General features: G+C 72.1%; 12 protein-coding genes and 1 pseudogene. 5 read left to right on the top strand and 8 right to left on the bottom strand.

Annotation, left to right across the window (positions count from 1 at the left end):
• Positions 1–726: 726 nt before the first annotated feature.
• The 3 genes from E4099_RS14730 to E4099_RS14740 all read right to left on the bottom strand — a co-directional run bounded on the left by E4099_RS14730 (position 727) and on the right by E4099_RS14740 (position 3,647).
• On the bottom strand, positions 727–1,269 hold the full coding sequence (locus tag E4099_RS14730; protein WP_135339508.1) for a GNAT family N-acetyltransferase: 543 nt from the start codon (positions 1,267–1,269) through the stop codon (positions 727–729).
• Between the two features lie 99 nt (positions 1,270–1,368).
• Positions 1,369–2,700 (bottom strand): hypothetical protein, encoded by a 1,332-nt coding sequence (locus E4099_RS33630; protein WP_209446622.1) that lies wholly within the window; start codon positions 2,698–2,700, stop codon positions 1,369–1,371.
• A gap of 311 nt (positions 2,701–3,011) precedes the next feature.
• Positions 3,012–3,647 (bottom strand): helix-turn-helix domain-containing protein, encoded by a 636-nt coding sequence (locus tag E4099_RS14740; RefSeq protein WP_342451923.1) that lies wholly within the window; start codon positions 3,645–3,647, stop codon positions 3,012–3,014.
• Positions 3,648–3,907: 260 nt separating this feature from the next.
• Here E4099_RS14740 and E4099_RS14745 point away from each other — a divergent pair, with 260 nt between their 5' ends.
• The 3 genes from E4099_RS14745 to E4099_RS14755 all read left to right on the top strand — a co-directional run bounded on the left by E4099_RS14745 (position 3,908) and on the right by E4099_RS14755 (position 6,352).
• A complete protein-coding gene (locus E4099_RS14745) occupies positions 3,908–4,705 on the top strand; it encodes an aldolase (RefSeq protein WP_135339502.1) in 798 nt (265 codons plus the stop codon).
• Positions 4,705–5,619, top strand: coding sequence for a dihydrodipicolinate synthase family protein (locus tag E4099_RS14750; RefSeq protein WP_135339503.1), 915 nt, complete (start codon positions 4,705–4,707; stop codon positions 5,617–5,619). The genes E4099_RS14745 and E4099_RS14750 overlap by 1 nt, the downstream gene beginning before the upstream one ends.
• Before the next feature lie 241 nt (positions 5,620–5,860).
• Positions 5,861–6,352: a flavin reductase family protein gene (locus tag E4099_RS14755; protein ID WP_245244852.1), complete on the top strand. Its 492-nt coding sequence runs from the start codon at positions 5,861–5,863 to the stop codon at positions 6,350–6,352.
• Between the two features lie 205 nt (positions 6,353–6,557).
• On the opposite strand, the gene E4099_RS14760 is transcribed toward E4099_RS14755, so the two are convergent.
• From E4099_RS14760 to E4099_RS14780, 5 genes and pseudogenes are all read right to left on the bottom strand, one after another.
• On the bottom strand, positions 6,558–8,297 hold the full coding sequence (locus tag E4099_RS14760) for a sensor histidine kinase (protein ID WP_167828384.1): 1,740 nt from the start codon (positions 8,295–8,297) through the stop codon (positions 6,558–6,560).
• Positions 8,298–8,608: 311 nt separating this feature from the next.
• Positions 8,609–9,625, bottom strand: a complete 1,017-nt coding sequence (locus E4099_RS14765; RefSeq protein WP_135339505.1) for an Acg family FMN-binding oxidoreductase — start codon at positions 9,623–9,625, stop codon at positions 8,609–8,611.
• A gap of 29 nt (positions 9,626–9,654) precedes the next feature.
• Positions 9,655–10,101, bottom strand: a complete 447-nt coding sequence (locus E4099_RS14770; protein WP_135339511.1) for a hypothetical protein — start codon at positions 10,099–10,101, stop codon at positions 9,655–9,657.
• The gene (locus tag E4099_RS14775; RefSeq protein WP_209446623.1) at positions 10,101–10,838 is read right to left on the bottom strand and encodes a multicopper oxidase domain-containing protein; all 738 of its coding nucleotides are present in this window, start codon (positions 10,836–10,838) and stop codon (positions 10,101–10,103) included. The genes E4099_RS14770 and E4099_RS14775 overlap by 1 nt, the downstream gene beginning before the upstream one ends.
• Positions 10,839–10,902: 64 nt before the next feature.
• A pseudogene (locus E4099_RS14780) lies at positions 10,903–11,268 on the bottom strand (radical SAM protein); the annotation flags it as partial.
• A 918-nt stretch (positions 11,269–12,186) separates the two neighbouring features.
• Here E4099_RS14780 and E4099_RS14785 point away from each other — a divergent pair.
• Together E4099_RS14785 and narH are read left to right on the top strand one after the other, a co-directional pair.
• Complete coding sequence (locus E4099_RS14785) at positions 12,187–15,888, top strand: nitrate reductase subunit alpha (protein ID WP_135339506.1); 3,702 nt, start codon at positions 12,187–12,189, stop codon at positions 15,886–15,888.
• Between the two features lies 1 nt (position 15,889).
• Complete coding sequence (gene narH / locus E4099_RS14790) at positions 15,890–17,437, top strand: nitrate reductase subunit beta (RefSeq protein WP_135339507.1); 1,548 nt, start codon at positions 15,890–15,892, stop codon at positions 17,435–17,437.
• Positions 17,438–17,474 lie beyond the last annotated feature (37 nt).

Consider the following 17,474-nt stretch of genomic DNA (forward strand, 5'->3'; position numbering starts at 1 on the left):
CCCCGGCCCTGCGGGACCCGCAGGACCCGCAGGACCGGCAGGACCGGCAGGACCGACAGGACCCGCGGGACCGGCAGGACCGACCCTGCCGACCGAGATCGTCCAGGCGACCTACACACTGACGCCCGGGCTCAACACGGGAACCGCGACCTGCCCGCCGGGAACTGTCATCACGGGCGGTGGACTGGTGACGCCCCTCGGAGGCAACAACCTCACCGTCCAGCCATATCAGTCCTTCCCCTCCGCCGAGAACATGTGGACGGTGTCCTTCAACAACCCTGCGAGCACCTCGGGTTCTTACACCGTCTACGCCGTGTGCCTCCCCGTGACCCAAACAGGCTGACGCCGCCTGCTGCACAGGCACGGCCGGGCCGGTCATAGACGGAGCAACAAGCTTGTCGCTTACGGCCTGGCGACGCACCGGGCTCGAACGTGACCGGCGTTCTCGCTGTTCAACGGACATGCGGACGGCCTTCGTCTGATCCCGTGTTCCGTCATGGAATGGATCAGCACGAAGGCCCCGCTGCTCATGCTGCTGCACCGCCATAGGCAGGCATCCACATCAGGCGCCGGCCCTTGCCGAGTACCGACCAGGGGCGGCCGTCCTACGGGCGGTACGCAGGTCGCGGAGCCGGCGCCGCGGCCGGAACGGTCAGGCCACGGGTGGGGAGTTGGCGGCGGGGCTGCTTCGAGCCGTGTGCGGACGGCCTGGGCGCCTCTGGGGCGTCAGCGCGTGGTCGTGACGTACTGGTCCGACGACAACTCGAACACCCGTACTCGCCGACCGCAGGTGGGATTGACCGTCTCACGGGCCAGGCGCATGCCCAGTTTGGTCATGATCCGTTCGGAGGCGTCATTGCCCACTTGGGCGATGCTGACGATCCGCTCCAGCCCCCGCTCTTCGAACCCGAACCGCACGGCGGCCACAGCGGCCTCGGTGGCCAAGCCCTTCCCCCAGTGGGAACGCCCCAGCCGCCAGCCGACCTCGACGGCCGGAAGTACCTCCGGCAAGAAGTGGGGTACCGAGAGGCCGGTGAACCCGGCCAACTCGCCAGTGGACCGGATCTCCACGGCGAACAGGCCGAAGCCCTGCGACTCCCACTCGCTCTCCCAAGCCTGGACCCCGTCGCGAGTCCGCTGTTCGTCACGGACGCTGCCGTCGCGGATCCACCGCATGACCTCGGGGTCGGCGTTGACGGCAGCCATGGGCGCGATGTCTTCCTCGCGCCAGCGACGCAGGATCAAACGGGGAGTCTCAAGCGTGACCATCCGATCATCCTGGCTCACGAATGGGCTCTCGGCCATCCTGGTCAGGCAATTTCGACACCCGTCCCCGTGGTGGTGGTGACGCAAGGGGTTCAGCCCGCGTCACTGCGGCACGTCAGGGTCTACGGGCCTCCCCCGCACATGTGTCCATACCTCTTGCAGAAGAGTCCGGTAGTCCTCACCGTAGGTGGCCACTGCCGCGTGCACCGCGTCCAAGGCCGCACGAAGCGCGTCGGGTTCCGCGGCGTCGAGCAGCGCGGGGAGGGCCATGTGCGGCTGGGACATGCGCAAGGCCGTGGGCGGCTCGGCGGTCGGGATCGCCACCCTGTATGACGTCGCTCCGGTCGGTTGAGGGGTCGGCTGTACGCACGGGCTCAGCGGCTTCAGCGCGGCAGCCGCGGGGCCCACGATGTGGGCGAGTGGCTCGCATGTGACGAGTGTGTACGCGTCGTCAGGCACAGGTGGCCGGTGGGGGGACCGCCGGGGTGGGATGGCCCGGACGACTGTTGCGTCGGGGACGCACGGGTCTGATTCCAGCGCCTGCCACGCGCGGTCCGCGTCATCCAGAGGCCGCGGCAGCGAGCGGCCCTCGGCCAGGGCGGTGAGCCCGGCGGCGATCCAGTCGAGCTCTGCGAGACCGGCTTCTTCGCAGGCTCGGCTCGCGGCCAGCAGGGCGATCGCCCGCTGGGTCTCCGGACGGGCGGCGCCGATGGCATGGACGAGGGACGGGTCGAAGTCAAGCAGTCCACGCACGTTGCCTCCGACATCGAGCAGGGCCTGGCTCGGCAGCTGTCCGCCCCACTCCCATCGGACACAGGCGATTCGGTGTTCTTCTTCCGCCTGCTCCTGCGCGAGGCGGGCTAGGCGTACGGCTTCGGCGCGTTCGGCGGGCGTGGGAGCGGGAGGTTGCCGGCGGGCGTAGTCGTGCCAGTAGGCCGCGATCGCCGAGGTCTGTTTCAGGACCCGGTCCGGCGCGGGCGGGGCAGGCCAGAACTGCAGGAGATAGCTGTCCAGTCGAGGCTCGTCACTCAGTCGGGTGTCCTTTTGGCGCGCCCGGTCCATGCCGCGGGCGCAGTAGCGCACCCGGTAGTCGGTCTCTGCGAGGTCCAGCTCCCAGGAGTCCTCGTGCGCCCACTGCACGAGGACACTGGTGTCCGAGACCGGACGGAAGGACACTTCCACGACGTCTTCCCACTCCGGGGCCAGCGGCGGGGCCTGGTCGTGCACCTCGACGGTGAAGCCGACATTGCCCGTGTGCACGCCGGTCGTCAGCCACAGCGCACCGGAGATCGCCGCCCCGCACAGCCCGGAGCTCTGGCCGGCGAACGACTCGGCGAGGTCTGGGCCGAAGCCGTCCGGATCGCTCTCGACGTAGATCTGACCGTAGTGAACATGGACCTCACCCTCGACCGGCCTGCGCACCGCAACCCCCATCTGCTCCATGGACGTGGACTGCTCGGACCCTAGGGTGCGGCACTGACATCCGTTGGGAACTCAGCGGCCGGGCGTATCGGGCCCGCGCCGTAGGGCGGGGCCACCGAGAACGGCCCTGGGGTGGTCTCCCACGCTGCGGCCCCGGACTGTCAGGGTTCGCCGTCAAGCGACCAGCGTCCCGGCCCGGAACCGGCGCGGGTGCGGATTCGAAACGCGCGTGCGGCGGCCGGCGGCGGTGTCGGCCGGCCCGGGGCGGGGCGGGCTGGGTTCGGCCGCCCCGCCTCTCCGCCGTCCCCTGACACCGGTGGGCCTCAGGGCAGGCGGGAGTGCGGGGACCGGGCGCCGTCCGGAGTGTCGTCGTCGCTGGAGACCAGGAGGAGGACCGTAGCGCGCCTCGCTCCCAGGGAGCGGAGCTTGTGGGGTGTGGTGGCCTTGAAGTAGACGCAGTCGCCGGGGTCGAGCGTGATGGTGCGCGACGGGAGGATCAGTTCGGCCTGCCCCTCATGGACGAAGACGAACTCCTCGCCGGGATGGTCCCGGAAGGGAACGGGGCCGTCGTCGAGCGGCGGGTAGAGCATGAACGGGGTCATGCTCTTGGCGCCGGCGTCGAGCGCCATGCCCTCGTAGCGGGTGCCGGACTCGTCCGGGGAGGTCAGGGGCTGACGTTCCGCGGCCCGGGTGACGGTCACCTCGCCCAGCTCCTCCGCCTCGGCGAAGAGGCTGTCCAGGGGGACTTCGAGGGCCTTGGCAAGGGAGGCGCACACGGCGATCGAGGGAACGCTCTGGCCGCGTTCGACCTTCGACAGATAGCTCTTGGTGACACCGGACCGCTCGGCCAGCGCCTCCAAGGTCATCAGCCGTTCTTTGCGTAGCCGGCGTACCCGGTTGATCACTGGCGTCTCCCTCTCCCATGCCCTCGACCGGCGGGGCCGCACCGTACGGCGCACGCCGCCACTCGATGACACTTCGTGTCCTACAGCGAACAATGCTACGCCCAGCCTTCACCGGCACCCCTGGGAGGCACCTCCAACACCCCCGGCCGCCGCCGTTCGCAGGAGCGAGCCCGATGCACACGGGTCCGCGCCCCGGGCGCGGGTACCCTTGCCACAGGAAACCTTGTGTCCTATGGTGAACAAAGTTTCCCCGGGGTTTCCGACCCCGGGCGCAGGCCTGGCCATGGGGGCGAGGCCGTGACGGGAGAAGACACATGGCGAAAACGCTGCGGGACTCGAAGGACGTCCTCATCGACCGCGCCGAGCGGCAGATGGACCAGCACTTCGGGGACTCGAAACTGACCACCCGCCAGAAGCTGGCGCTCACCTGCCGGATCGCTTACGACGGCGGCCACGACTCCGGGCTCGCCGGCCAGATCAGCTCCCGCGGGCGGGAGCCGGGTACCTACTACACCCAGCGCCTGGGGCTGGGCTTCGACGAGATCACCGAGGACAACCTGCTGCTGGTGAACGAGGACCTGGAGGTCCTGGAGGGGGAGGGCATGCCCAACCCCGCCAACCGCTTCCACACCTGGATCTACCGGGAGCGGGCGGACGTCAACTGCATCATCCACACCCACTCGCTGCACACGGCCGCACTCGCCATGCTGGAAGTGCCGCTGATGGTCTCCCAGATGGACACGACGCCGCTGTACGACGACTGCGCCTTCCTCAAGGACTGGCCGGGCGTGCCGGTGGGCAACGAGGAGGGCGAGATCATCGCCGCAGCCCTCGGTGACAAGCGGGCCATCCTGCTGGCTCACCACGGCCAGTTGGTGACGGGATCCACGATCGAGGAGGCGTGCACCCTGGCGCTGCTCATCGAGCGGGCCGCCCGCCTGCAACTACTGGCGATGTCGGCGGGGACCATCCGGCCCCTGGACCCGGCTCTGGCCCGTGAGGCCCACGACTGGACCTCCACCGGCCGGCGCAGCAAGGCGAACTTCGACTACTACGCGCGCAAGGCGCTGCGCAATCACCCCGACTGCGTGACCGGACAGGTGGAACTCTGATGGCCAACCCGCCGCTGAAGGGCATCATCTCCTACCCGGTCACCCCCTTCGATCCCGTCACCGGCGAGGTCGATCTGTCCTCGCTGCGGAAGCTCACCGACGACCTCGTCGCCGCGGGCAGCCACGCCGTCGCCCCACTGGGAAGCACCGGCGAGAGCGCCTACCTGACCCAGAAGGAGTGGGACGCGGTCTGCGAGACCACCCTGGGCACGGTGGCCGGGCGGGTGCCGACCCTCGTCGGCGTCTCCCACTGGAGCACCGAGGGCACGGTCCGCCGTGCCCGGGTGGCCGCCCGCCACGGCGCCACCGCGATCATGGTGCTGCCCCAGGTGTACTGGAAGCTGACCGAGGCCGAACTGGAACGGCATTACGGCGAGGTGGCCCGTGCCACCGACCTGCCGATGATGCTCTACAACAACCCGGGAACCAGCGGTGTGGACCTGCGGCCGGAGACAGTGGTCGCGCTCGCCCGGAAGATCCCCAACCTCACCATGGTCAAGGAGAGCTCGGGCGAGGTGTCCCGCTTCGGCGCCATCCGTGAGCTGTCCGACGGAGAGTTGTCGGTCTACAACGGCAGCAATCCGCTCGCCTTGGACGCCTTCCGCGCCGGAGCCGCCGGCTGGTGCACAGCCGCCCCCTGCCTCGTACCGCGGTGGGTGCTGGAGCTCCACACCGCGGTCGTCCACGGACACGACGACCACGCGGACGCGCTGTTGCGGAAGCTGCTGCCGTTCCTGCGGTTCATCGTCCGCCACGGCCTTCCCCGGACCATCAAGGCGGGCCTCGAGATCCAGAACCGCCAGGTCGGGCCGCCGAGGCCGCCGCTGCTGCCCCTGCCCCCGCACGAGACGCAGCAGTTGCGGGAGCTGCTCACCCACCTCCTCGCCGACCGTTTCCCGCCGCCCGCGGCCTGACGGCGCGATCCGCCGGCCCCGCACCGTCGAGTTCCGCGACGCGAACCGGTGCGGGGTTCGGGTGCCGGCCGCGAGCGAGCGGCCGGCACCGGTAGACAGCCCCTGCGCGAGGACACCCTTCCACACGCAGGGGCCCCTCCCCCGACACGCCCCGCGCGAAGAACTCGTCCAGGCGCAGGGCCCACCCCCGCGGAGAGAAGGAAGCCCCATGTGCCCCACCGGCGCCCCGCCTCGGCAAACCGTGGATCGGCGAACCGTAGAGCCGGACCGTGCCGCCCTGCTGCGCCGCACGCTGCGAAGGCATGCCGCCGGCGTCACCGTCATCACGGTGCCGGGGCCGGCCGGCTTCACGGCCACCTCCTTCACCTCCGTCTCCCTGCGACCCGCCCTGGTCTCCTTCTGTGTCGCGCGCACCTCCTCGGCCGCGGACGCCGTCGCACGGGCGGACCGGTTCGCCGTCCATCTGCTGGGGGCCGACGACGCGGACCTGGCCGACCGGTTCGCCCGCAGCGGCAGCGATCGGTTCGCCGGGGCGCGTATCGAGCTGCACGCCGGAGTGCCCGTCCTGAGCGACGCCCCGGCCTGGCTCAGCGCGCGCATCGCCGCCCGGCACCCAGTCGGGGACCACGTCCTGGTCGTCGGCGAGGTCGAGGCGGGCGGAGTGCGCCGCCCGTCTCCCGCACTGGTCCGCCACGACGGCGCCTACGCCCGCCCCGCGCGCCTGCACCCCTGACCCGGCTCTGCCGGGAGACCCGGTGTTCCCGGAGCCGGAGCGTCAGAGCGGTTTCGGCGGCCGCCGCAGGAGGCGTGCTGTCTGTCGTCCTTCGGCGCAGGATCGCCTCCGAGCCCGGTGTGCCGCTCGGCGCCGCGCATCCCGTCCGTCCGCTTCCGGTGCCACTGGGGCCTTCGTCAGCGCGATGGGCGCGGCGGCGCGGAGTTCAGGCTTCCGCCCAGGGGGGAAGGGGCACGGTCCATTCGGCGACGGTGCCGGTGGGCTGGTTCGGGGTGAGGGTGAAGCTGCCGCCGAGGTCGGTGGCGCGCTGGTGGAGGTTGTCCAGACCGCTGCGGCGGGTGACCGCCGGGTCGATGCCGGATCCGTTGTCGGCCACCCGCAGCCGCAGCAGGTTGCCGTCCGTCTCGGCGGTGATCTCGATGGCGGTGGCGTGTGCGTGCCGGGTGGCGTTCGACAGCGTCTCCCGGGCCACCGCCAGCAGGTGCTCGGCATGGTCGGCGGGCACATCGGTGTCGAGCAGGCCGGTCATGCGCAGGGCGGGAGCGAAGCCGAGCGTCTCGGCCGCCTGGTCGGTCTCGGCCAGCAGCTTCGCGCGCAGCCCGCCGCGCCCGTCGGAGCGGTCGCGCTCACGCAGTGCGTAGATCGTGCCGCGGACGGTCTTGATGGTGTCGTCGAGGTCGTCGACGACCCGTTGGATGCGCTCGGACACCTGGGGCCGGTCGGACACGCGGCCGAGGACCGAGTTCAGGGTCAGCCCGGAGGCGAACAGCCGCTGGATGGCCAGGTCGTGCAGGTCGCGGGCGATGCGGTCGCGGTCGGAGAGCACCATGAGCTGCTCGGCCTCGCGCCGGTGCTCCGCTATCTCCATCGCCAGCGCGGCCTGGTCGGCGAAGCCGTCGATCATGGCCATGGTGGCCTCGGAGAACTCCGCCCCACCGGGCAGGTTGGCGACCTGAAGCACCCCGCGGGCGTGTTCGCCGCCGCCCAGCGGGAGCAGGAACCTGGGGCCCAGGTCGACCTGCGCCGCGGAACCGCTCGCGGCCCGCGGTTCGTCGGACAGCGAGCCGCAGGTGACGCGCTGGTTGGAGTGGTAGACCTTCGCGGCCAGCGTGGTGGCCGGCAGCACCAGCCCGCGCACCCGCTCGGCGCCCTCGCCGTCCGCGGCCTCGATCACCAGCTCGTCGCCGCCCTCGAACGGCACCGCGAGGGTGACCAGGTCCGCTCCCGCCAACCGCCTGGCGGTGGCGGCGACCTGGTGCAGGACCTGTTCCGGTTCGGTACCCGACAGCAGGCTGCGGGTGAGTTCGCTGCTGGCCGCGAGCCACCGCTCCCGGCGGCGGGTGTCCTCGTACAGACGGGCGTTGTCGATCGCGACGCCGGCCGCGGCCGCGAGCGTGCGCAGCACCGCCTCGTCCTCGGCGTCGAACTCCGCCCCGCCCCGCTTGTCGGTCAGGTACAGGTTTCCGAAGACCTGGTCGCGCACGCGCACCGGCGCACCCAGGAAGGTCGTCATCGGCGGATGTCCCTGGGGGAAGCCCACCGAGTCGGGGTGCCGGTTCAGGTCGGACAGGCGCAGCGGCTCCGGCTCGCGGATCAGCAGCCCCAGGATGCCCTGCCCCTCGGGGTAGTGGCCGATCGCTCCGATGGCCTCCTGGTCCATGCCGACCGTGATGAACTGCCGGATCCGTCCTTCCTCGCCCAGCACCCCCAGCGCCCCGTACCGGGCGTCCACCAGGGTCACGGCAGACTCGGTGATGCGCCGCAGCACCACGTCGAGATCCAGGTCGGAGCCGATCGCAAGGACCGCGTCCAAGAGCGTGTGCACCCGGTCCCGGGTGGCGCGGACCTGCGCGATCTGCGCCTGCAAGCCCTCCAGCAGTTCATCCAGCCGCAACTGGGGTGCCGCCGGACCGCGCCTGCGCTCGTCTGCCGGACTGTCCGCCATTCCCGCTCCCTCCAGGAAATGCGCCGTCGGCACCTCCCCATCATGCCCGAGCGGCCCCACCAAAAAGCGAACGTGTGTGCTAATCAGGGCCTGTCCCAGCAGCCAGATCCTATGCCCCAACGGCGTCGGCGGCCCGAAGCAGTCCCCTGACCGCCGCCGCCCACCGCCCCGGCCCGGCCGACACCCGTGTCCATCCGGCCCCGTGACGGCGGCGTCGTTCGGCTGCCCACCGGAGACGAACGGCCCGGGGCGAGGCATGACCGCGCCGGCCCCGGGGCCTGTGCGCGGTCACTGGTCTGGGAGCGCGGCCCTCAGTTCCTCGAGGTGTCGGTCGCGGGCGCCGTGGATCCGGTGGCGATGCGCCCGGCAGCCCGGGGTGTGCGAGCCCCGTCCGGGCCGTATCCGAAGCGGATCAGCACCTGCGGGTGGCACCGCCGGTGCCCGGGGAGGGCCATCGCCGTGCGCAGGTCGAACCATTCCATGGGCTGGTGCAGGAGCGAGGTGCGCACCCCTCGGGCGGTGGCCGTGAGCAGGACGTACTGCAGGGCCTGGCCCGCCCGCAGCCAGTCCTCCCGCCGGTCGTGGCCGGTCCACAGCAGGGCCAGTTGGACGTGGCGTTCGAACCACAGGGCCGGCCGGCGGAGTGCCGCCAGCCCGGGGGTGAAGCCCCGCATCGGCACCCGCGCGGCCGCGTCGGGCGGACCGAGGGCGGTGACGGGGATGCCGTAGGGGGTGTTCGCCCCCGGGGCCTTGATCCAGGCGAGGGTTTCGGCGACACGGTCCGGATCGGCGTGGTTGCGTGCCTCGGCGGCAGCGGTCAGGCGCAGCAGTCGCCGTGTTCCGGTGATGTCCGGTACGTACAGCCGCGCCCCCGCGGCGTGTGCGGCCGCCGTCATCTCCGCCACGATCGGCTCGGGCACCGGTCGGCCGGTGAACGGCATCCGGCTGGTGTGCCGCTGGGTGATGGCCTCGTGGAGGCCGAGGTCGCGGGGCTGCTCGTCCGCGGCGAGTGGGCCGGTCAGCCGGACGGTGGCCAGCAGTCCGGGTCGGTACGGGTCCGGCAGCAGCCTCACCTCGGGGCGCCAGCCGTGGTGGACGGCGGCGAGCCGGAGGTTGAAGACCGCGGCGCCCACGGACAGGTACTGGGCGCGGTGCACCGGGTCGGCCAGCGGCAGCGTCCGCGCCGGCACCGAATGGACCTCCAGCACCTGGCCGTCGGGGTCCAGGCGGAACCGCCAGGGCTGGGTGTTGTGGATCGACGGGGCCGCCACGGCGGCCGCCAGCAGCGACTCCACGGTGGCTGCGTCAACCGGTACCTGGGTCCGCATGATGCCTCCTCATTTCTTGGTGGCCGGGGTCATGTGGCCGGCAGGGCGGTGGCCAGGAGGACCACGCCGAGAGAGCCGACGAGGGAGAGGACCGCCAGGGTCCGGGCCAGATCGGCGCGGCCCTTGGCATGTGCGATGCCGTGTCCTGCCGCGGCCAGCATCACCACGGCGAACAGGGCGAGCTTGGTGGCCATGGTGCGGCCGTAGCCGGGCTCGGCGAGGGAGGCCCAGGTGACGCCCCTGTGCCAGGCCATGGCCCAGCCGGTGGCCAGTTGCGCCGGCAGGAACACCGCCCCGGTCAGCATCCCGAACCGGCGGCCGGCCGCGGCGGTGAAGCGGTCCTTGGCCTCGGGATCGAGCAGGTGGCGGGCCAGCGGCAGGATCACCAGGGACAGGGCCAGCTGGCCGCCGACCCACAGGGCGGCGCCGGCCACGTGGGTGAACCGCACCAGGGACCACCAGCCGACGGTGTCCATCAGTCGCTCACCTCCACCATGCCCATCGCCCCGGCGCCGGCGTGCCGCATGTCGTGGTCGACGAACGCGTAGTGCCCGGCCTCGGGGAACCTCGTCTCGACGAAGCCGCCCTGCGCCGCGGCCAGGTCCAGCACCTGGGAGCCGCCCGGCTGGTCCGGCTTCAGCAGGTAGGCGCCCTCCTTGTACACGGTGTCGAAGACGGTGCCCACGACATGGAAGGCGATCCCGTCGCTCGGCCCGGCGGTGACCACCCAGAACCTGGCCCGGTCGCCGGCCCTCACCTTCAGGGGGCGCTTGGCGTACTGGTTCGCGATGCCGTTGAACACCCAGGCGTCCGGGGTGTTCCGCCGCATCTCGGCCACCTGGGCGGTGCTGCCCGGCGTACCGAGGTAGAGCTCCGAGACCAGCAGGTACTCGTGGTCCACGTCGGCCAGGCCGGGTGGGTCGATGACGACGGCGCCGTACATGCCGTTGCCGATGTGCTGGAGCATCGGCGCGGTGCTGCAGTGGTACAGCCACGCTCCGGCCCGCTCGGCGCGGAAGCGGTAGACCAGGCGCTCGCCGGGCTGGATGGTGCGCATGGGCCGGTCGGGGGCGAGGGAGCCGGCGTGGAGGTCGATGCCGTGGCCCATGGACGGGTCGTCGTTGACGAGGGTGACCTCGAAGACGTCGCCGACCCTGCCGCGCAGGGTGGGCCCCGGCGCGGTGCCGCCGAAGGTCCACATCTGCTGCCTCACCCCCGGGGCCACCTCGGCCTGGGTGCGTGCGGCGCGCAGTTCGACCTTGTGGTGAGATTCCGGTCGCGCCGGCGGCGCGCGCGGCCCGCAGCCGCTCCTCGGTGAGCGTCGGCGTACCGGACGGGGACACGGCCACCGGCACTCCGGTCCGCCTGCCGTAGGTGATGAGTTCGGTCAGGTCGGGGCGCTGGAACGGGTCGCCTCCGGTGATCACGAACAGCGGGGCGGGCTGTCCGAAGGCGGCCACCTGGTCGAGCAGGTCCTTGGCGGCGGCGGTGTCCAGCTCCCGCGGGTCGCGGTCGGGGACGGCTTCGGCGCGGCAGTGGCGGCAGGCCAGTGGGCAGGCGCGGGTGGACTCCCAGATGACGATGAAGGGGCGTTCGGCCGCGTCGTGCCGCTGGCGGCGGATGGCGTGGGCGGCGGCGCTCATCGCGCGGCCCTGCCCAGCGCCCTGGTGCTGTGTCCGGCCGCCCTGGAGTCAGGGCAGACGAGGCGGGCGGCCGGACGGTGACCGGACCGGACCGTGCGCGGCGGCACCCATCGCGGGTGGCGGCGGGATCGGCCTTGAGGGCGGTCGACGTGGTCACGCACGGGATACCTCCGGATCGGTCGCCGCCAGCATCCACCGGCGGCGGTGGTCGGCGCGGCGGCCGAAGGTCTTCGCCGACAGGGCCGACAGTCCCTCTCGCCCCCGGGGCGGCAGGGCCGGACAGGCCGTCGGTGCGGCGGCGACGTACCGGGGGAGGCGCGGGGACCCGGGCGTCTCCGGCGGACGGGAGTCAGGGATCGGTCCGTGCGCGCCGCGCGTGGCTACCGGGGGAGGCACGGGTGCCCCAGGCATCCCCCGGCGGACGGGAGTCAGGGATCGGTCCGTGCGCGCCGCGCGTCGCCCACGGCGGCGGAAGCGGTCGGGGACGTACTGCCAGGGCGTCCGCGCCCGGCCGGGCGGCGAGGGTGGACACGCGCCTGGCCTAACCCCGGCCGGGCGGCCGATGCGGGCGGGGATGGCGTTCCGGGTGCCGACTCCCTGGGCGGATGGCGCGTCCGGCCGCGGTGGGCGGCCGGACGCTGGACCGAACCGGGCGCCGTGCGCCGTACGCGCTGCGCCCGCGGCGGCCGCGGACGGGGGATTCGGCCGCCCGGCGGGCGCGGAGTGCGTTCGTACGGCGTCCGCGGTTCGATCGGTGCCCAGCATGCACTCCGGGGCGCCGCCCGCTCCCCCGCCGACCGGGCCCGGGCACCGGGACCGTTGGTCCCGACGCCGACCGCGAGATGGGGTCGGCCGGTCAGCCGGCGGGGACCGCCTGCCCCAGGTGCTCCACGGCCCGCGGCTCCTAGCGTTCACACCATGGAGAACCATCGGAACGCACGGCGCCAGGCGCCCCACGCCGGGGAAGGCTGGCCGCTGGCCGCACGCAGGCTGCTGATCCGTCGCGAGGTGTCCTCCGACGGGCGCGCCGTGTTCGGCGAGGCCGACGGCGCCTGGGAGGGCTTCTACCGGGACCGGTGGGCGCACGACAAGGTGGTGCGCTCGACGCACGGCGTGAACTGCACCGGGTCCTGCTCGTGGATGGTGTACGTCAAGGACGGCATCATCACCTGGGAGCACCAGGCCACCGACTACCCGTCGATCGGGGCGGACTGCCCCGAGTACGAACCGCGCGGTTGCCCGCGCGGCGCGTCGTTCTCCTGGTACACCTACTCGCCCAGCCGGGTCCGCTTCCCCTATGTGCGCGGTGCGCTGCTGAAGCTGTGGCGCGAGGCCCGTGGGCGGCTCGGCGATCCGGTGGCGGCCTGGGCGGAGATCACCTCCGACCCCGCGAAGGCACGCGCGTACAAGCGGGCCCGGGGCAAGGGCGGACTGGTCCGCGCCGACTGGGACGAGGTGAGCGAGTTGATCGCCGCGGCCCAGGTGCACACCGTCAAGGCGTACGGTCCCGACCGTGTCGTCGGCTTCTCGCCCATTCCGGCGATGTCGATGGCCTCGTTCGCGGCCGGGGCGCGGTACCACTCGCTGATCGGCGGCACCCTGCTGTCGTTCTACGACTGGTACGCCGACCTGCCGGTCGCCTCGCCGCAGGTGTTCGGCGACCAGACGGACGTGCCGGAGGCCGCGGACTGGTGGAACGCGGGCTATCTGATCATGTGGGGCTCCAACATCCCCGTCACCCGCACGCCGGACGCGCACTTCCTGACCGAGACCCGCTACAACGGCACCAAGGTCGTGGCCGTCAGCCCCGACTACGCCGACAACGTCAAGCACGCCGACGAGTGGCTGGCCCCGCACCCCGGCACGGACGGCGCGCTGGCGATGGCCATGGGGCATGTGATCCTGCGCGAGTTCCTGGTCGACCGCGAGGTGCCGTACTTCCGGGACTACCTGCGGACGTTCACCGACGCGCCGTTCCTGGTGGCCCTGCGCGAGCACGCCGAGGGCGAACTGGTCCCCGAGGGGTTCCTGACCGCCGCCGACCTCGGGCACGGCACGGAGCACGCCGAGTCCAAGACCGTCCTCCTGGACGCGGCCACCGGCGAGCCGGTCGTGCCCAACGGCTCCCTCGGCTTCCGCTGGGGCACGGCCGAGCCGGGCCGCTGGAACCTCGATCTGGGTGAGACCGTGCCCGAGCTGAGCCTGCTCGGCAGCGCGGAGGAGACGGTGGCCGTGGCCCTGCCCCGCTTCGACGAGGGCGGCACCGAGGGCGGCTCGGTCATGGTGCGCGGGGTGCCCGTGCGGCGCCTCGGGGGGCGCCTGGTCACCACGGTGTTCGACCTCATGCTGGCGCAGTACGGGGTCCGGCGGCCGGGTCTGCCGGGCACCTGGCCCAGCTCGTACGAGGACGCCTCGGAGCCCTGCACCCCGGCCTGGCAGGAGACGATCACCTCGGTGCCGGCCGAGCAGGCGGCCCGGATCGCCCGGGAGTTCGCCCGCAACGCCGAGCGGACCCGGGGCCGGTCGATGATCGCGCTGGGTGCCGGCACCAACCACTGGTTCCACTCCGACACCATCTACCGGGCCTTCCTGGCGCTGACGACGATGACCGGCTGCCAGGGCGTCAACGGCGGCGGCTGGGCGCACTACGTCGGCCAGGAGAAGGTCCGCCCGATCACCGGGCAGCAGCACCTGTCGTTCGCGTTCGACTGGCAGCGGCCCACCCGGCACATGGCGGGCACCTCCTACTGGTACCTGAACTCCGACCAGTGGCGCTACGAGGCCTTCGGACCCGAGGAGCTGGCCTCGCCGCTCGGCCGGGGGCGGTTCAAGGGCAAGGGGTTCGCCGACTGCCTGGCGCAGGCGATCCGCCTCGGCTGGACGCCCGGCCACCCTGGCTTCAACCGCAACCCGCTCGACCTCGCCGACGAGGCGGCCGCCGCCGGGCGGCCCGTCACCGAGCACATCGTGGACGAGCTCACCTCCGGGCGGCTGCGGTTCGCCGCCGAGGACCCCGACGACCCGGCCAACTTCCCCCGCGTCCTGACCGTGTGGCGGGCGAATCTGCTCGGCTCGTCCGGCAAGGGCAACGAGTACTTCCTGCGCCACCTGCTGGGCACCGACGCGGCGGTCCGCTCCCAGGAGACCCCGCCGGGGGACCGCCCCACGGAGGTGGTGTGGCGGGAGGAGGCGCCCGAGGGCAAGCTCGACCTGCTGGTCACCTTGGACTTCCGGATGACCTCCACCGGTCTGCTCTCCGACGTCGTCCTGCCGGCCGCGACCTGGTACGAGAAGGACGACCTGTCCAGCACGGACATGCACCCCTTCGTGCACGCCTTCACCCCGGCCATCGCCCCGCCCTGGCAGGCCCGTACCGACTACGACACCTTCCTGACCCTCGCCGACCGGTTCAGCGAGCTGGCCGCCGAGCACCTGGGCACCCGCACCGACGTGCTCGCGGTGCCGCTGCAGCACGACACGCCCGACGAACTCGCCCAGCCCGGCGGATCGGTCCGGGACTGGAAGGCGGGCGAGTGCGAGCCGGTCCCGGGACGCACCATGCCCAAGCTGGTCGTCATCGAGCGGGACTATGCCGCGACCGCCCAGAAGATGCGCGCCGTCGGCCCGCTGCTGGACACCCTGGGCACCACCACCAAGGGCGTCACCGTCCACCCGGACCAGGAGCTCGACGAGCTGCGGCGCCGCTGCGGGACCGTCCGGGACGGCATCGCCGCCGGGCGGCCCTCGCTGGCCACCGCCTCGGATATGTGCGAGGCGATCCTGGCCCTGTCCGGCACCACCAACGGGCGCCTGGCCACCGAGGGCTTCCGCGAACTGGAACGGCAGACCGGCAGCGAGGGTCTGGTGGAACTCGCCGCGGAGCGCGAGGCGGAGCGGATCACCTTCGCCGACACCCGCACCCAGCCGCGCTCCGTGATGACCTCCTACGAGTGGTCCGGCAGCGAGACCGGCGGACGCCGCTACTCGCCGTTCGTCATCAACACCGAGCACAAGAAGCCCTGGCACACCCTCACCGGCCGCCAGCACTTCTTCGTCCAGCACGACTGGATGACCGAACTCGGCGAGCAGCTCCCCGTCTACCGGCCGCCGTTGAACTCGCCCCGGCACCACGGCGACGAGCACCTGCACGAGAAGGACCGCGCCGAGGTCACCGTCCGCTATCTGACCCCGCACTCGAAGTGGTCCATCCACTCGAACTACCAGGACAACAAGTACATGCTCGACCTGTCCCGAGGCGGCCCGGTGATCTGGATGTCCACCGCCGACGCCGAGAAGATCGGCGTGCGGGACAACGAGTGGATCGAGGCGTACAACCGCAACGGCGTCGTCGCCGCCCGCGCCGTGGTCTCCCACCGGATGCCCGAGGGCACCGTGTACATGCACCACGCCCAGGACCGCAATGTGAACGTGCCGAAGACCGAGGTCAGCGGGAAGCGCGGCGGCATCCACAACTCGCTCACGCGGCTGCTGCTCAAACCGACGCATCTGGCCGGCGGCTACGCCCAGTTCACCTACGCCTTCAACTACTACGGGCCGACCGGCAACCAGCGCGACGAGGTCACCGTCATCCGCCGCCGCAGCCAGGAAGTGGAGTACTGAGATGCCCCGTGGCGAAGTCCCTGTCGGACGCGTGATGGCACAGATCGCGATGGTGATGAACCTCGACAAGTGCATCGGCTGCCACACCTGCTCGGTCACCTGCAAGCAGACGTGGACCAACCGGACCGGTGTCGAGTACGCCTGGTTCAACAACGTCGAGACCAAGCCCGGTGTCGGCTACCCGCGCCGCTACGAGGACCAGGGGAAGTGGAAGGGCGGCTGGATGCTGGACCAGCACGGCCGACTCGTGCTGCGCTCCGGCGGACGCGTCAAGCGGCTGATGTCGCTGTTCTCCAACCCCGACCTGCCCGCCATCGACGACTACTACGAACCGGTCACCTACGACTACGCCAACCTGGTCAGCGCCCCGGCCGGCCCGGACATGCCGGTCGCGCACCCGCGCTCGGTGCTCACCGGTCGGCCCGCGGCCATCACCTGGGGCGCCAACTGGGAGGACGGCCTGGGCGGGGCGCCCGAGAACGCCGGCGGCGACCCCAACCTCACCGGGGCATGGGCGCGGAAGGTGAAGTTCGAGTTCGAGCAGACCTTCCTCTTCCACCTTCCCCGCCTCTGCGAGCACTGCCTCAACCCCGCCTGCGTCTCCGCCTGCCCCTCCGGCGCCATGTACAAGCGGGTCGAGGACGGCATCGTCCTGGTCGACCAGGACCGCTGCCGGGGCTGGCGGATGTGCGTGACGGCCTGCCCGTACAAGAAGGTGTACGTCAACCACGCCACCGGCAAGGCCGAGAAGTGCACCTTCTGCTTCCCGCGCATCGAGGCCGGCCAGCCCACCGTCTGCTCCGAGACCTGCGTCGGCCGGCTCCGCTACCTCGGCCTGCTGCTGTACGACGCCGACCGCGTCGGGGAGGCCGCGGCCACACCGGACGAGAAGGACCTCCTCGACGCCCAGCGCGGCGTCTTCCTCGATCCGCGCGACCCCGAGGTCATCGCGGCCGCCAGGGCGTCGGGGATCCCGGAGGACTGGCTGGACGCGGCCCGCCGCTCCCCGGTGTACGACCTGGTGGCGCGCTTCAAGGTGGCGCTGCCGCTGCACCCGGAGTACCGGACGATGCCGATGGTCTGGTACGTGCCCCCGCTCTCCCCCGTCCTCGACGCCGTCGACGCGGCGGGCGGCGACCAGGACGACCCCGACCATGTCTTCGCCGCCGTCACCCGGCTGCGCATCCCGCTGGAGTACCTGGCGGAGCTGTTCACCGCCGGGGACACCGACGTCGTCGCCGGGGTGCTGATGAAACTCACCGCACTGCGCTCGTACATGCGCGAGCGCTCCCTCGGCGAGGCCGGCGACGAGACCGCGCTCGAGGCCGTGGGCCTCACCCCCCGGGAGGCGGAGGACATGCACCGGCTGCTCGCCGTCGCCAAGTACGCCGACCGGTACGTCGTCCCGGCGGCCCACAAGGAGGACGCGGCCGCGCTGAGCGCGATCGAGAGCCGCTGCCCCGCGGAGTCCCCCGGGGAACCGTCCGACGGCAAGGTGCTGCTCGGCATCCCCAGGCTGCGCCGCGACACCGCCGGAGGCCACTCGTGACCCCTCCCCCGCACGTCGACCGGGAGTACCCCCGGCC

This window comes from Streptomyces palmae (assembly GCF_004684805.1).
GTDB classification, from domain to species: Bacteria; Actinomycetota; Actinomycetes; order Streptomycetales; family Streptomycetaceae; genus Streptomyces; species Streptomyces palmae.

Coding starts and splice junctions, on each gene's coding strand:
- E4099_RS14770 (WP_135339511.1), bottom strand. CDS start 10,101: ATGGACACCGTCGGCTGGTGGTCCCTGGTGCGGTTCACCCACGTGGCC.
- E4099_RS14730 (WP_135339508.1), bottom strand. CDS start 1,269: ATGGTCACGCTTGAGACTCCCCGTTTGATCCTGCGTCGCTGGCGCGAG.
- E4099_RS33630 (WP_209446622.1), bottom strand. CDS start 2,700: ATGGGGGTTGCGGTGCGCAGGCCGGTCGAGGGTGAGGTCCATGTTCAC.
- E4099_RS14745 (WP_135339502.1), top strand. CDS start 3,908: ATGGCGAAAACGCTGCGGGACTCGAAGGACGTCCTCATCGACCGCGCC.
- E4099_RS14765 (WP_135339505.1), bottom strand. CDS start 9,625: ATGCGGACCCAGGTACCGGTTGACGCAGCCACCGTGGAGTCGCTGCTG.
- E4099_RS14785 (WP_135339506.1), top strand. CDS start 12,187: ATGGAGAACCATCGGAACGCACGGCGCCAGGCGCCCCACGCCGGGGAA.
- E4099_RS14760 (WP_167828384.1), bottom strand. CDS start 8,297: ATGGCGGACAGTCCGGCAGACGAGCGCAGGCGCGGTCCGGCGGCACCC.
- E4099_RS14750 (WP_135339503.1), top strand. CDS start 4,705: ATGGCCAACCCGCCGCTGAAGGGCATCATCTCCTACCCGGTCACCCCC.
- narH (WP_135339507.1), top strand. CDS start 15,890: ATGCCCCGTGGCGAAGTCCCTGTCGGACGCGTGATGGCACAGATCGCG.